The sequence below is a fragment of the Shewanella sp. SP1S1-7 genome (assembly GCF_031932105.1).
GTDB classification, from domain to species: Bacteria; Pseudomonadota; Gammaproteobacteria; order Enterobacterales; family Shewanellaceae; genus Shewanella; species Shewanella baltica.
This window is the reverse complement of the sequence record NZ_JAUOEU010000040.1, coordinates 21,131-35,432: the sequence shown is the minus strand read 5'-3', so window position 1 is coordinate 35,432 and position 14,302 is coordinate 21,131. Positions and strand designations below refer to the sequence as shown.

Here is a 14,302-nt window from a genome sequence, read left to right as displayed (position 1 = left end):
AAGACGAAAGCCTCTACAGCAATGTAGAGGCTTTTTTCGTATTGGCATGTTAGAAAATATTACTTTTGCCAAAATAATTACGGGTCTGCTTTATCTTTATGGATGTTTAATACCATTCCGCATTGAAGTCTGATCTAATAGCAAGCAACCCAACAGCTTAAAATTGGATTATGAAACCTGAAACTGCTGAAAGTCTGCTTAGCCTCTCCAAAAGAGAAAAAAATCCGCATAAGCGCATGCGATTGCTCGCTGTATCGCTATTTTTGCAATGCCATAACCGCACTCAGGTGGCAAGCCAGTTGAAGGTGGCCAGATCTAGCGTCAACTTATGGGTCTCCAGCTATCTTGGGCAAGGACTGGCAGGACTTGAAGATAAACCACGCCTAGGGAAGAAGCCGTCATTGTCAAATGAGCAAAAAAGAAGACTCGCCAGATACATTGAGTTCAAAGCACAATCAGATGAGGGCGGCAGACTCACTGGGGCCGACATCCAGCAATACATCTCGAGTGAATTTAATGTCGAGTATCATCCCAATCACATCTACAAGCTACTAAAGAGCATGGGATTCTGTTGGATAACCAGCCGCTCCAGGCATCCAAAACAAACTCAGAGCTTACAGGACGCTTTTAAAAAAGTTTCCTCTGGAAACGATCCTTCACGCTCCCATTCATATACAACCACACCAGATTGATATTTGGTTTCAGGACGAAGCCAGATTCGGCCAGCAAAATACAACGACACGACTTTGGGCCCCCAAAGGCAGTAGACCAAGAGCGCTAAGACAGCAGCAGTTTGAATATGTGCATCTCTTCGGCGCAGTCTGTCCTGCAACAGGAGAAACTGAAGCCATCATCACGCCATTCGTTAATAAGGACATCATGCACCAGCACTTGGAGCTGATTGCAAAACGCACCAAACCTGGCCGCCATGCTGTCGTGGTAATGGACGGTGCGGGTTGGCATACCAATGACATTGCTGCTGATATCCCCAACCTGTCTATACTCAAACTGCCGCCATATTCCCCAGAACTAAACCCCATCGAACAGGTATGGAGTTGGCTGCGCCAACATTATCTCGCCAATCGCTGTTTTAAAGGATATGAGGACATAGTGGATGCCTGCAGCCAGGCATGGAACAGCTTTATCAGTTGTACAAAACGCGTGGTAAAAATGTGCTCTCGGGAATGGGCAAAGGTGACTGAACTTTAATGTGGAATGGTATAAGTTGTTGATATAGTTGTAAATTAATCGTGTCCTGTTAGGCTCGCCAAATTTGAAAGCTCTAATCTGAGTATCTGAAAAAAGTGATACTTTACCTCAATCATTATTTACTTCAATGTTAGCCATCCTCACTCAAGAGGGTTTTATACCAGTCTACACATCCATTATTGTGTCGCGTTGACACATATTCTGGCGTTTTGAGCCGACTATAGATAAGTAACTGCTTCGCACTCATCGTGATGGGAATTGGTATTATGCGGTTTTCACGTATACACTTTTTTACATTACCCATCGAGCATCTGCTTTTAGGTTGAAACTATCAATGGAATTGCGTGGCTTATTGAGGTTATTGCCGCTATTGATGTGTATGCCATTACTGGCTTATGCCGACCGTTTAGCGATGGCGAATGTTAAGCCTGCTGGCCAAGATGTTAGTGTTACTCAGACAGTAAGATATTGCGTCGACCCTGACTGGTTGCCTTATGAAGGAATCCGAGAGGGTAAGCATCTGGGTATTTCGTCAGACTATATTGATTATATTGAATCGCATTCCTCGCTCAAGTTTCAGCTGGTGCCGACTTCCTCTTGGACCGAGACCTTATCTTTTTTGCAAAGCGGACAGTGTGATTTAACTCCTATGCTGAATAAAACCCTGATACGAGAGACTTATCTGCACTTCAGTGATGTTTATTTTCGCTCTCCTAATGTATTGGTGTCACTTAAAGAGCAGCCTTTTCTACAAGGATTTGAGAATATTGGCGCACGTACTTTAGCCGTACCTAAAGGCTATCGTTTGGCCGAATATATTCAGCATTATTATCCTCAGATAGAGACGCTTACCGTTGCCAGTGAACCCGCAGGATTGCAATCGGTTCTCGATAAACGCGCCGATCTTTTTGTGGGATCGATGTTTTCGGTTAACTCTTATATCCAACAAACGGGATTTAATCATTTGAAAATAGCCGGTTGGGGTGGCCCAGAAGATGAGCTGCGGATGGGCGTCGCTTATGGTCAAGAGTCCTTGTTACCTATGGTAAATAAGGCCTTAAATGCTGTGAGTGAGCAAGAGCGGATCACGATTTACCAGAAGTGGAATAATGTGACTGTCATAGATGAGACTAATTATTCACTTGTTTACCAAGTGATCTGCGCGACATTTTTGTTACTGCTCATATTAGGGGCGAGAACTTACTTTATTAGTCAATATAACCGTAGACTCACCGATAAGAATCAGCAGCTCGAAACCTTACGACAGCAGCTTGAGGCTTCAAATGCCGAACTCGAGTTTTTATCTACCCATGATCCCCTGACCAAGTTGTATAACCGACATTACTTTAATCGCCTTTTTATTAATAATGAGCAGCATGATAAATCTGCTAAGGCAGGCATGTGCCTTGTGATGATTGATATCGATTACTTTAAAGAGATTAATGACACGCTAGGGCATAACGTCGGGGATCGGATCCTTGAGCAAGTGTCGCAGGTACTACAGCACTGCGTGCGTGAATCTGATGTGGTTGCCCGTTGGGGTGGCGAAGAGTTTGTGATCCTCTGCCAGCAGTCATCCTTACCCTTAGTTGAAAGCTTGTGTGTGCGGATAGCTGAGAGGATCAAACATTATCAATTTACTGACAATGTGCAGTTAACTTGCAGTTTTGGCGTCGCTAAGCTTGCCGATAACGAACCTATGATGTTGTGCTTTGAACGTGCCGACCGCGCGCTTTATCGTGCTAAAGCACAAGGGCGTAATCAAATGTGCACCGACAGGTAAACATTTGCGCAAGTATGATTTACTGTTATTTAAGTAAATGGTTGCTACTGAGATGAGTTTACTAAGCCATCTTTATTTTAGAGGAAGGATTAGCATTATTGCACCAGCCGTAATGCTCATGGGTTAATGTTAGTGGTTTGTACCTAACAATATGATAGAAATTCATTAGAAATGACCTTATCCCATTAGAATGTAGTTTTTTTAACGTTTTTTATTGATTGACTGAAAAATAAGCTAAAGAGTTTTACTAAGTTGTTTTAGTTCGTGTTTATGGCCATTTTATTAAATTATTACGCGACTTTATCGTGAAAAAGTAGTCTAGCCATTTGCGCCGAGAAGGGTTCCAATTTACAATATGCGCCTAAAATAATCTGATGTGCGGTGTGTCGGTGTTTGTCGCATACTCCGTCTACTTCTTAAACTACTCATTAAAGTTGAATCATGACCGAATTATCCAAATACAGAAACATTGGTATCTTCGCTCACGTTGACGCGGGTAAAACCACGACCACCGAGCGTATCCTTAAGCTAACCGGTAAAATCCATAAAATCGGTGAAGTTCACGATGGTGAATCTACCACTGACTTCATGGTACAGGAAGCTGAGCGCGGTATTACTATTCAGTCTGCTGCAGTTAGTTGCTTCTGGAAAGATCACCGTTTCAACGTTATCGACACCCCAGGACACGTTGACTTCACAGTTGAAGTTTATCGTTCTCTGAAAGTGCTTGATGGCGGTATCGGTGTATTCTGTGGTTCAGGCGGTGTTGAGCCTCAATCAGAAACTAACTGGCGCTATGCGAACGAATCTGAAGTTGCGCGTATTATCTTCGTAAACAAGTTAGACCGTATGGGTGCTGACTTCTTACGTGTTGTTAAGCAAACTAAAGACGTATTAGCTGCTAATCCACTGGTTATGGTTTTACCAATCGGTGTTGAAGACGAATTCACAGGTGTTGTTGACCTGTTAACTCGTAAAGCTTATGTATGGGATGATTCAGGTTTACCAGAGAACTTCGAAGTTCAAGACGTTCCTGCTGACATGGTTGATCTTGTTGAAGAATACCGTGAAATGCTGATCGAAACAGCCGTTGAGCAAGACGATGCTGTGATGGAAGCTTACATGGAAGGTGAAGAGCCATCTATGGAAGACATCAAGCGTTGTATCCGTGCGGGTACTCGTACTATGGCATTCTTCCCAACATACTGTGGTTCTGCATTCAAGAACAAAGGTATGCAACTGGTTCTTGATGCTGTTGTTGACTACTTACCATCACCAGATGAAGTTGATCCACAACCATTAACTGACGAAGAAGGCAACGAAACTGGCGAATTCGCTATCGTTTCTGCTGATTTACCGTTAAAAGCATTAGCGTTCAAAATCATGGATGACCGTTTCGGCGCCCTGACTTTCGTACGTATCTACTCTGGTCAACTGAAGAAGGGTGACACCATCCTGAACAGCGCTACAGGTAAAACTGAGCGTATCGGCCGTATGTGTGAAATGTATGCTGATGACCGTATTGAAATTGAATCTGCTCAAGCTGGCGACATTATCGCTATCGTGGGTATGAAAAACGTTCAAACTGGTCACACTTTATGTGACGTGAAACACCCATGTACTCTTGAAGCCATGGTGTTCCCAGAGCCAGTAATCTCTATCGCAGTTGCGCCAAAAGATAAAGGCGGCTCTGAGAAAATGGGTATCGCTATCGGTAAGATGATCGCTGAAGATCCATCATTCCGCGTAGAAACTGACGAAGATTCAGGTGAAACCATCCTTAAAGGTATGGGCGAACTTCACTTAGATATCAAAGTAGACATTCTGAAGCGTACTTATGGCGTTGAATTGATCGTAGGTGAGCCACAAGTTGCTTACCGTGAAACCATTACTCAAATGGTTGAAGATCAATACACTCACAAGAAACAATCAGGTGGTTCTGGTCAATTCGGTAAGATCGAATATATCATCCGCCCAGGTGAGCCAAACACTGGTTTCGTGTTCAAATCTTCAGTAGTTGGTGGTAGCGTTCCGAAGGAATTCTGGCCAGCAGTTGAGAAAGGTTTCGCGAGCATGATGAACACAGGTACTATCGCTGGCTTCCCAGTGTTAGACGTTGAGTTCGAATTAACTGACGGTGCATTCCACGCAGTTGACTCATCAGCAATCGCGTTCGAAATCGCTGCTAAAGGCGCTTTCCGTCAGTCTATTGCCAAAGCTAAACCACAACTTCTTGAGCCAATCATGAAAGTTGACGTGTTCAGCCCAGATGACAACGTGGGTGACGTGATCGGTGACTTAAACCGTCGTCGCGGCATGATCAAAGACCAAGTTGCTGGTGTAACAGGTGTTCGCGTTAAAGCTGACGTACCGTTATCAGAAATGTTCGGCTATATCGGTACTTTACGTACAATGACTTCTGGTCGTGGTCAGTTCTCTATGGAGTTCTCACACTACAGCCAATGTCCAGCTAGCGTAGCTGAGAAAGTTGTTGCTCAAGTTAAAGAACGTAAAGCTGCTGAAGCTAAGAAGTAATTCTTAACTTACATTAGCTAATATTTAGTTAGCTAATAAAAACCGCTGTAGGCCCCTAGGCTCACAGCGGTTTTTTTATGGGTGAGATCCAACTGTCATCACTAGTTACGGTTGACGAAGCTTCGTATCTCTTTGTTTAAAGTCCGTATCCTTTTGTTTTACAGAATGTCATTTCTCGCTTTATCTTCTCAGTATTTCAGCGCTCAGTTTTTTGTTTACTCAATTCAAGCAAGGCCTTGGCCGCGGGTGTTAAAGGTAAACTTTGACGCCAAATAAGCGCCAGATCCCATGTCATTGCGGGCTGCATAGGTTTAAAGATCAGTTTGCTGGTGCTTAGTCTATTGCAGATAGGCTCAGGTAAAATGGCGACACCCATATCGGCCTCAACCATGGCGGCGAGAAAATCCCATTGGCCGCTGCGAAAGGCAATATTGAGCTGAACACCTGCTTTGCGACTGAGGCGATTAATCAGTTTAGCGAGGGAGAAGTCTTCGTTATAGAGAATAAAAGGGTAGGGTTGGAAGTCCTGCCAGTTTAAGTGGTCTTTCTCGGCTAAGGGATGCCCCTCTGGCAGGCATGCGAGTAAAGGGTACTTAGTCAGGGGTTGATTGACGAGTTCGGTCTCATGGGTCGTGGGGAGCGCAGTAAAGGCGATATCGAGACTGTTATTGAGTAGGGCTTGCTCGCAGCCAAATCCGCCGTACTCATACATGTGTAGCTCAACTCCTGGGTAGCGCTTACGATAGCTAGTGAGCAAACCTATAATTAGGCTGCTCATCATGGGACACACCCCTAGCCGTAATCGCCCCGACTTGAGACCGCTGAGGTTACTCATGTCCTCCTGCAATCTATGCCATTGACCGAGGATTTCCCGCGCACTATGCTCAAATAGCTGCCCTGCCTGAGTTAGCTCAACCTTTTGGTTATTTCGGATCAGCAAGGTTTCCCCTAGGCTTTCTTCGAGTCTTTGGATGATTTTGCTCAGTGTCGGCTGAGTGATAAAACATTTCTGCGCGGCGCGGGTAAAGTTTTCAGTTTCCACTAGGGTCAGAAAACACTGTAAGGTCTTGATTGGGATGTTCATGCTCAAATGGAATTCATATTATGGAATTTATTCATTTTACTAATGATGGCTTAAATATTACTTTGACCTTGTTAACAAAACAGGGGTATACCGATGAAATCAAGTTCGAGTCTGTGGGTAGGGGCTTTGTGGCAGGCGGCTATGCCTGTGGCAAAAGAGGTGCAAAACGCTAAAGCGGCGCAAGTCACTAAAACGGCTCCAGCGGGTGATTTGCATAAAGCAAAACAACAAGTAAACCCAGCCTAGGCTGGGTTTTTACTTTTCTGCGTTTTAGGTTCTGCTCTTATCTTTATTTCCCTGTATTCTCACTTTGCCTTTTTAACCTCTGCTCAATCCTTCCTCGGTGAAAGTACTGTTCAGTAACGGACGCTGAGCCAGCGATAGACGTTTAGTCTTATATTTACTTGAATGCTCATTACTGACTCTAAGCCTATTCATTAGGATAGGATGCTTAAATAGTAAAAAAGCCACCCTATAAACTCGGGTGGCTTTGCTCTGCAGGGGAAAGTGATTTATTGGCCGGAGAATTGATTCTCAACGAGTGGTTGCTTGTTTTCGGCTTGAGCGACATGGCATTGAGTACAGAAATAGTTATGTCCGTTCACTGTGCCTTTATCATCAATCACATGGGACTTAGCGACAGGCGTGGCTTTCATGCGTTTTGCCTTGTCCCAACTATGGCAGCTTAAACAGCCATTTTTATCTAAGGTGATCTTGTAATCGTCCTTATGTGGGATGAGCGGTGGTTGCTCGCTAAAACTGCGCTCAATGGCGGTGCCGCGGCTGGGATAGGTTGCCATGGCATCGGCTGGGCGAATGTCGGTGATCGCCATGTTTCCTGCGAGGGATTGAATGTTAACCGGCGCTGCATTAGTGTCGGCTTGCTGACCGGAACAGCCTACTATGCCGATAAGTAATGCAGTTAAGGTGAGTATTTTTTTCATTGGTTATTCTCCGCCTTGGTGACTTTGACTGGGCACTTTTTAAAGTCAGTTTCTTTTGATAGGGGATCGGTCGCATCCAAAATCAGTTTATTGACTAACTGGCGCGCATCGAAGAAGGGCATAAATACCACGCCGCGTGGCGGTTTGTTACGGCCTTTAGTTTCAACTCGGGTTTTCACTTCACCGCGCGGTGAGGCTACTATGACCTCATCGCCGCGTTGTACACCGCGGGCTTTGGCATCCTCTGGATGCATAAAAATCTGCGCATCGGGAAAAGCACGGTAAAGCTCGGGGACGCGGGCGGTCATCGAGCCTGTGTGCCAATGCTCAAGCACGCGGCCAGTCGACATCCACAGATCGTATTCTGCATTCGGCTCTTCGGCGGCGGGCTCGTAAGGTAGGGCGAAGATCACCGCTTTACCATCTGGCTTACCATAGAATTTAAAGCCTTCACCCGCTTTGACATAAGGGTCGCTCCCTTCTACGAAGCGGCGCAGGGTTTCTTTGCCATTAACGACTGGCCAGCGTAGGCCGCGGGTTTCGTGGTAACGGTCAAAGTCGGCTAGATCATGGCCGTGGCCACGACCGAATGTGGCATATTCTTCAAAAATGCCTTTTTGCAGATAGAAACCAAAGTGCTCGCTCTCATCGTTGAGATCTGCTTTGCAATCCGATGTGGGGAACTTGTCGATCACGCCGTTGGCGAATAGCACTTCATATAAGGTTTTATCCTCATATTCTGGTTGCTTAGCTATCAACTCAGCTGGCCAGACTTCAGATACTTTAAAACGTTTTGAAAACTCGACTAATTGCCACAGATCTGAGGTCGCGCCTTCGGGGGCTTTAACCTGTTGGTGCCACATATGAGTACGGCGCTCGGCGTTGCCGTAAGCCCCTTCTTTTTCGACCCACATTGCCGTTGGCAAAATCAAATCCGCCGCCATGGCGGTGATAGTTGGGTAGGGATCTGAAACCACGATAAAGTTTTCTGGATTACGGAAACCAGGATAGATTTCATCGTTGATGTTGGGGCCCGCCTGCATGTTGTTGGTGCACATAGTCCAGTAGCAGTTGAGCTTGCCATCTTTGAGCATGCGGCTCTGGAGTACGGCATGGTAGCCAGGTTTTGCGGGAATCGTCCCTTCAGGCACCTGCCATAGTTTTTCGGTAATGGCGCGGTGTTTGTCGTTGGTCACTTCCATATCGGCGGGTAAACGATGGGCGAAAGTCCCCACTTCACGTGCAGTCCCGCAAGCCGAAGGTTGACCTGTTAACGAGAATGGACTGTTACCCGGAGTGGCAATTTTGCCCGTGAGTAAGTGGATGTTGTAGAGCATGTTGTTTGCCCATACACCGCGAACATGTTGGTTAATGCCCATGGTCCACAGACTCATCACTTTAACGTTAGGATCGGCATAGGCCTTGGCTAAGGTTGCTAATTTTTCGGGCTCAACACCACTCATCTTAGCCGCGTATTCCAGCGTATAAGTGCTGACAAACTTGGCGTACTCGTCAAAGCTAATTGGAGTTGATTTACCATTGCCTGGATTTTTGGCTTTTTTCTCTAATGGATGATCTGGACGCAGGCCATAGCCGATATCGTCAACGCCTAAGGCAAACTTAGTATGTTTAGTGACAAAGTCGGTATTAACCGCTTTATTTTGAATAATGTAATTGGCAATAAAGTTGAGGATCACTAAGTCCGATTGCGGGCGGAACACCATAGGATTATCGGCTAAATCGAAGCTGCGATTTTCAAAGGTCGACAGCACATGCACGCGACAAGTTGGACTGCTTAAACGTCTATCGGATAAACGTGCCCATAGAATTGGGTGCATCTCGGCCATGTTCGCGCCCCAAAGCACAAACTGATCGGCGGCTTCTAAATCGTCATAACAACCCATGGGCTCATCAATACCGAAGGTGCGCATAAAACCGCCTACGGCAGAGGCCATGCAGTGGCGTGCGTTAGGGTCGATATTGTTCGTTAGAAAACCTGCTTTATGGAGTTTAGAGGCGGCGTAGCCTTCCCAAATGGTCCATTGGCCAGAGCCAAACATACCCACTGATGTTGGGCCCTTGGTGGCGAGACTGTGTTTCCATTTCGCCGCCATAGTATCAAAGGCCATATCCCAGCTGATTGGGGTGAACTCGCCTTCTTTATGGTATTTGCCGTCTTTCATCCGCAGCAAGGGCGTGGTTAATCTGTCCTTGCCGTACATGATTTTTGATAGGAAATAACCTTTAATACAGTTAAGGCCACGGTTGACTGGACTCTCAGGATCGCCCTTAGTAGCAACGACTTTACCCGCTTTGGTGCCGACTAATACGCTACAACCCACACCGCAAAAGCGGCAAGGAGCTTTATCCCATTTGATATTGTCTGGCTGTTCGGCGGCTTCAACCATTTTAATGGGAAGCGTGACACCAACGGCTGTTGCGGCGGCAACCGCTGCGTTGGCCTTGAGAAACTCGCGGCGGCTTATGCTCATAATCTTTCCTCACTCTCTTGTTCTAAAGGTGCGACTTGGTGGTAAATCAAACTGGCAGATAACACGCCGGACAGGGCATTGATGGCTTCAATATTGTCGAGTATCGCCCTTTGGCTACTCCCTTCGAGGGTGACAACCAATTTTCCCTCGGGCGTAACCGCATGAATATCGGCGCCCATTAATGAGCGGATATTGGCTTCAACCTGCTGTAATACTTTAGGTGCGGCATGCACCACAAGGCTGGTGACGTGGTATTCCTGACTCATAAGGGCTGACCTGTAGTGGTGTTAACTCGGTTGCTTAATATTAAAAAGGAGAGCAACCGAGTACTGATACTGGTGAGTCTAGACCTGATGAAAAATGTGGGTATACCTCACAAGAGGTATTGCAAGCGATAGTCGATCCGGATCAAAGTTTTGCGAGTGATCTAACTCTCAGTTTGAAATTTAAGCGGTGAGTTTATTGCTGATGAGGTGTGTTGTACTTGGCCGTATATGGGATACGGCCAATAATTCAAGTTTATAAATATTGCCAACCTTTAAGCAATATCGCGGGCGGAATGGCATTTTCACTGCCCAAATCGGCTTCGCCTAGGGCATTGTCATAATGGATCTTGCCATTGCCCGTGGCGGTGATGGATTTTCCTCTTACTGAGCCGAAGATTTCGGGGCCACCGGGCAGATTGACTTTTGATTTAGGCGCATAAAGCGCGGCGTAAATCGGCACGCTTCCACTGACAGTAACATCTTTATTTGAACTCGAATAAATCGCTAACGGCGGTTTATTGCTGCTGGTTAGGGTTTGGCTTTTAATGCTATTACCGTTATTGGTACCCGCCGTAAAGGAAATCTCACCATTCACAAATAGCGTTAGGCTTGAGCCAGGGGCGATATTGAGTTGGTTTGCGCCACTCATTTTAAAGTCACCATTGATGATCAGTGTGACATCCCCACCGCTGATGTTTAATACACCATCGCTACTCATGACTAAACTGTCGAGATTAAATACTGGGGTTTCAGAACCGAAGATGTTTTCGGAGCTTGAGGACAGTGCTGGAAACGCATTACTGTTACCTGAACTCGCTGTCGAGCCCGTTGGCGAAATGGTGACATTTTGGGTTGATGCTATTGTTCTCGCGCCATTGTTGGGCATTTTAAACCCTCCCATCACGGCGCCAATATCTAAGGGATCGCAGGACTTAGTGGGAACGGGAGGGACATTAGGCGCTTGTTTCACTGCTTGGCCAATGTTGCTATTTTGATGGAAGTTGCCATCACCACCATATTGAAGCGTCCCATTCACTTTGGCACCGGGAGCCGTTGATGCGTTGTTATTGGCTTGCACTGAGCCTTCAACTGTCCCACTGTTCTTTAGCTCGAAATTCTGACCCGCAGCGATATTTCCCCCGATAGTACCTGTGCCTAAGATGACATCTTTATTGCTTTGAATATTGCCCATTAAGGAAGATGAGCCTGTCAATGTAACATTTCCCGTAGCACTGACATCGCCGTAAATCGGCGAATTGCCCGACAAGGTTACATCGGCATTCGGTTCAACCGTCGTCACATTGCCTTTGCCGTGCTTATTGAGTTGGCTGTTGCCTTGATCATTATTGAAGCTATCGCCGTAGGCACCTTTTCGTGAGTCATAACCATCGATTGTGCTACTACCAGTAAGATTGAGGCTCTCGCAGGAAACGATGGCATCGTTAAAAATGTTATTGCCCTTTGCGCCTTTTAGGGCGAAGAGTGCATTGAGTTTGGCCTGACCTTCTAAGTGTTGCCCAGTGCTGTTGACGCTGAGTTCGGCGCTCGGGGTCACGGTTTTTGTCAATGTATAGGCGCTGCTGTCGATACTGCCTGAGGCACTCTTTGGCAGACTGTCATGTAAGGAGGCCGCGGTGCTTTGAGGCGCTTTAATTAAAGTCGCTTTGAGGGTGTTATAGCTTTCATACATGCCTTGTTCGGCGGTGAGTTGCGCATTGACTTGCTTCTGGAAGTTCCCGCTCAGCCGCTCTTGTACTAAGTTATCTCGCAGTGATGTCACGACCAATAAACTGGCTAATATACTGAAGACTAAGACGATAAGTAACACTGCACCCTTTTGCTTATTAATATTGCCGCGAAGTGGCGAAGCGTGAGCAAATGAACGTTCCGTGTGCATGTCTGTGCTTCCTCGTGCCTATGGCACTTGTTGTGAATTAATGGCTTGTTGCCAAAGAGGTTTACGCAGTGCGATCTGTAAGCTAATACCCTGATCATATTGGGTCGGTAAAGCTAAGGGTTTCAAATTAATACTGACGAGTTCACCAGTTTGAGAGAAGTGAGCCGCTTCTAGCCCAGTGAGAAGCGTTTGTGCGCCATCACCATCGTCGCAGGATAAGTTAGGTGCTAAAAAGCTAAAGGTTTCGGTGTAATCAGCGGTTTTACTTTGGCCTAAACAGCTAATACTCGGTTGGTTTGCGGAGGCACGCGTGCTTAGGACGAGTTCGTTAGCCGATACAAGGGCGACATTATCCGCCTGTTTGATGCTTTTACTGAGCGTTAGCGTGGCGTACCTTAAGGCGTCGGCGGCATTTTCTAGACGTTTACTTTCCTCAACGGTGGCCTTAAGTGGCGCAAAGAAATTGATCACAGCGATCATGATGATCAGCCCTAATACCATGGCAATCATCAGTTCGGATAAGCTAAACCCCGATTGTCTTAAGGCGGGTTTAATGTGTCTCCATTGAGTGTGATGAGCTGAAATCACAGTTAGGCCTTACACAGATGGGGAAAACTGGCGTTAAGACTGACGCTATTATCGGTATCGACTCGACCATCTTGCCAAGTCACAGTAATTGCCATGTTGTCTTGATAAGTGGCGGGTAACACTAAGTCAAAGCCTATGGGGAAATATTGGCTTAAACTGGCTCTAAAATTGATATCTTCGAAGCGGGCGGGTTGCTTTTGCACTTCGCATAATCTTGGCCAAATCTGCTCAATGACATTTTGCGCTTGCACTGTGGCAACTGTGTATTGAAAGCTATTGCTGGCATGTTGTAGCGATGATAGCTGCGCTTTTGCCAGTGCAAGCAATGAAGTGACTGATACCACGAGTGAAACTAAAACTTCTGTCATGGTAAAGCCAAGGTGCTTTTTACCTATGTGATTGAAGGCTTTCATGCACAATCCTCACTTTGAAGTTGACTTTGGCCGCTCGGTAAAATGCATAAATTCATGTTTTCACCTTGACTGTTCGTCAATGAAATACTGGTTTTGGCGGTGTTGCCTGTGGCACTGATGCTGATGCTCGTCAGTCCTGTTACATCAATTCCATGCGTCGGAGGCGTAAAAATCTTCAATTCGTTATCGTCGCTATCTTTAATGACCCAAAGTCCTGCTTCTGTTGCCGTGAGAGTAATTAAAGTACTGCGTTTTATCGCTTCGCTGCGGGCAAATTTATAGCTAGAGACCAATTCATTCGCAGCGGCTGTTAGCTGTTCACGTGCCATAACGTCGCGGTACGAAGGGAGGGCTAAGCTGCCTAAAATACCGATAATCGCGACGGTAACCATAAGCTCAACTAAGGTAAATCCTTGATTCCACGTGTTTGACATTTAATTCGTCCAACAATTGGCTGCGGGAGTTCGCACACCTTTCTGATTAACGCTTAACGTGCCACAGCTATCCGATTGGCGGCTGGTTGGGATTGCCGAGAGGGAGAAACTTAACTTGTCTTCCGCTGGTGTGTAGCTAAAGGTGTAATAAGGACTATTGGTTAAGGTTTGCGTTGCAGGGTACTTACCATGACGGGAATAATTGCGCTCTAATGCTTGCACGCTTGTCATCAGATATTGCTGGGCATCGAAACGACGACCTTGCTTTAGGTATTCGGAAAAAGAAGGGATAGCAATAGCAGCGAGAATGCCAATAACTGCAACGACGATCATGAGTTCAATTAAGGTAAAACCTTTCTCTATGCGGATGATAGAACTCATTCACAACTCCATTTGTGTCGGTTGATGCGCATTGCAGTCACTCATAAACGTGAGAGTTAAACTGTTATTTGTACGTTATGACAACGTTGTCATTTAAATTTATGATACTGTATTTGGGTTGACTTTAAAATGCAACAATTGGTTGATTATTAGTCTTGAACTCGATCGCAAATAGGGTGTTATTGTGGGCTTGGTCACGTACGGCGTGTTGCTATATCTTTATATAACAGCAGTTTAAAATGATTCTCTGAATAACTGTCTTGTTATGTTACTTCG

13 protein-coding genes are annotated in these 14,302 nt (G+C 45.9%); 4 read left to right on the top strand and 9 right to left on the bottom strand.

What is annotated here, in order from left to right; all coding sequences use genetic code 11:
* Positions 1–170: 170 nt before the first annotated feature.
* The 3 genes from Q4Q49_RS20490 to fusA all read left to right on the top strand — a co-directional run bounded on the left by Q4Q49_RS20490 (position 171) and on the right by fusA (position 5,527).
* Positions 171–1,209 (top strand): IS630 family transposase gene (locus tag Q4Q49_RS20490; protein ID WP_203433045.1). Its coding sequence is split into 2 segments (ribosomal slippage): positions 171–629 and positions 631–1,209, totalling 1,038 coding nucleotides; the frame shifts between segments, so codons are not numbered across the junction.
* A gap of 334 nt (positions 1,210–1,543) precedes the next feature.
* Positions 1,544–2,992 (top strand): diguanylate cyclase, encoded by a 1,449-nt coding sequence (locus Q4Q49_RS20485; protein WP_312000305.1) that lies wholly within the window; start codon positions 1,544–1,546, stop codon positions 2,990–2,992.
* Between the two features lie 441 nt (positions 2,993–3,433).
* Positions 3,434–5,527, top strand: a complete 2,094-nt coding sequence (fusA, locus tag Q4Q49_RS20480; RefSeq protein WP_220592060.1) for an elongation factor G — start codon at positions 3,434–3,436, stop codon at positions 5,525–5,527.
* Between the two features lie 196 nt (positions 5,528–5,723).
* Here the strand turns inward: fusA and Q4Q49_RS20475 are convergent, their stop codons facing one another.
* Positions 5,724–6,611, bottom strand: a complete 888-nt coding sequence (locus Q4Q49_RS20475) for a LysR family transcriptional regulator (RefSeq protein ID WP_106649520.1) — start codon at positions 6,609–6,611, stop codon at positions 5,724–5,726.
* A gap of 93 nt (positions 6,612–6,704) precedes the next feature.
* Here Q4Q49_RS20475 and Q4Q49_RS20470 point away from each other — a divergent pair, with 93 nt between their 5' ends.
* Positions 6,705–6,857, top strand: coding sequence for a hypothetical protein (locus tag Q4Q49_RS20470; RefSeq protein ID WP_006082989.1), 153 nt, complete (start codon positions 6,705–6,707; stop codon positions 6,855–6,857).
* Positions 6,858–7,123: 266 nt separating this feature from the next.
* On the opposite strand, the gene napB is transcribed toward Q4Q49_RS20470, so the two are convergent.
* From napB to Q4Q49_RS20430, 8 genes are all read right to left on the bottom strand, one after another.
* Positions 7,124–7,555, bottom strand: coding sequence for a nitrate reductase cytochrome c-type subunit NapB (gene napB / locus Q4Q49_RS20465; RefSeq protein ID WP_312000304.1), 432 nt, complete (start codon positions 7,553–7,555; stop codon positions 7,124–7,126).
* Positions 7,552–10,047 (bottom strand): nitrate reductase catalytic subunit NapA, encoded by a 2,496-nt coding sequence (gene napA, locus Q4Q49_RS20460; RefSeq protein WP_312000303.1) that lies wholly within the window; start codon positions 10,045–10,047, stop codon positions 7,552–7,554. The genes napB and napA overlap by 4 nt, the downstream gene beginning before the upstream one ends.
* Entirely contained in the window at positions 10,044–10,313 is a 270-nt protein-coding gene (locus tag Q4Q49_RS20455; RefSeq protein WP_011847712.1) for a chaperone NapD, read from the bottom strand. The genes napA and Q4Q49_RS20455 overlap by 4 nt, the downstream gene beginning before the upstream one ends.
* 253 nt (positions 10,314–10,566) lie before the next feature.
* Positions 10,567–12,210 carry a polymer-forming cytoskeletal protein gene (locus tag Q4Q49_RS20450; RefSeq protein WP_312000302.1) on the bottom strand — a complete coding sequence of 548 codons (1,644 nt, stop codon included), beginning with the start codon at positions 12,208–12,210 and terminating at the stop codon, positions 10,567–10,569.
* Positions 12,211–12,228: 18 nt separating this feature from the next.
* Complete coding sequence (locus Q4Q49_RS20445; RefSeq protein ID WP_312000301.1) at positions 12,229–12,798, bottom strand: prepilin-type N-terminal cleavage/methylation domain-containing protein; 570 nt, start codon at positions 12,796–12,798, stop codon at positions 12,229–12,231.
* Between the two features lie 2 nt (positions 12,799–12,800).
* Entirely contained in the window at positions 12,801–13,211 is a 411-nt protein-coding gene (locus Q4Q49_RS20440) for a prepilin-type cleavage/methylation domain-containing protein (protein WP_312000300.1), read from the bottom strand.
* Entirely contained in the window at positions 13,208–13,645 is a 438-nt protein-coding gene (locus Q4Q49_RS20435; protein WP_311889722.1) for a GspH/FimT family pseudopilin, read from the bottom strand. The genes Q4Q49_RS20440 and Q4Q49_RS20435 overlap by 4 nt, the downstream gene beginning before the upstream one ends.
* Entirely contained in the window at positions 13,646–14,026 is a 381-nt protein-coding gene (locus tag Q4Q49_RS20430) for a type IV pilin protein (protein WP_220592067.1), read from the bottom strand.
* Positions 14,027–14,302: the final 276 nt, after the last annotated feature.

Excerpts from the sequence above, each read along its gene's own strand:
- Q4Q49_RS20475 (WP_106649520.1), bottom strand. The coding sequence starts at position 6,611 with ATGAACATCCCAATCAAGACCTTACAGTGTTTTCTGACCCTAGTGGAA.
- napA (WP_312000303.1), bottom strand. The coding sequence starts at position 10,047 with ATGAGCATAAGCCGCCGCGAGTTTCTCAAGGCCAACGCAGCGGTTGCC.
- fusA (WP_220592060.1), top strand. The coding sequence starts at position 3,434 with ATGACCGAATTATCCAAATACAGAAACATTGGTATCTTCGCTCACGTT.
- Q4Q49_RS20450 (WP_312000302.1), bottom strand. The coding sequence starts at position 12,210 with ATGCACACGGAACGTTCATTTGCTCACGCTTCGCCACTTCGCGGCAAT.
- napB (WP_312000304.1), bottom strand. The coding sequence starts at position 7,555 with ATGAAAAAAATACTCACCTTAACTGCATTACTTATCGGCATAGTAGGC.
- Q4Q49_RS20470 (WP_006082989.1), top strand. The coding sequence starts at position 6,705 with ATGAAATCAAGTTCGAGTCTGTGGGTAGGGGCTTTGTGGCAGGCGGCT.
- Q4Q49_RS20455 (WP_011847712.1), bottom strand. The coding sequence starts at position 10,313 with ATGAGTCAGGAATACCACGTCACCAGCCTTGTGGTGCATGCCGCACCT.
- Q4Q49_RS20430 (WP_220592067.1), bottom strand. The coding sequence starts at position 14,026 with ATGAGTTCTATCATCCGCATAGAGAAAGGTTTTACCTTAATTGAACTC.
- Q4Q49_RS20440 (WP_312000300.1), bottom strand. The coding sequence starts at position 13,211 with ATGAAAGCCTTCAATCACATAGGTAAAAAGCACCTTGGCTTTACCATG.
- Q4Q49_RS20485 (WP_312000305.1), top strand. The coding sequence starts at position 1,544 with ATGGAATTGCGTGGCTTATTGAGGTTATTGCCGCTATTGATGTGTATG.
- Q4Q49_RS20435 (WP_311889722.1), bottom strand. The coding sequence starts at position 13,645 with ATGTCAAACACGTGGAATCAAGGATTTACCTTAGTTGAGCTTATGGTT.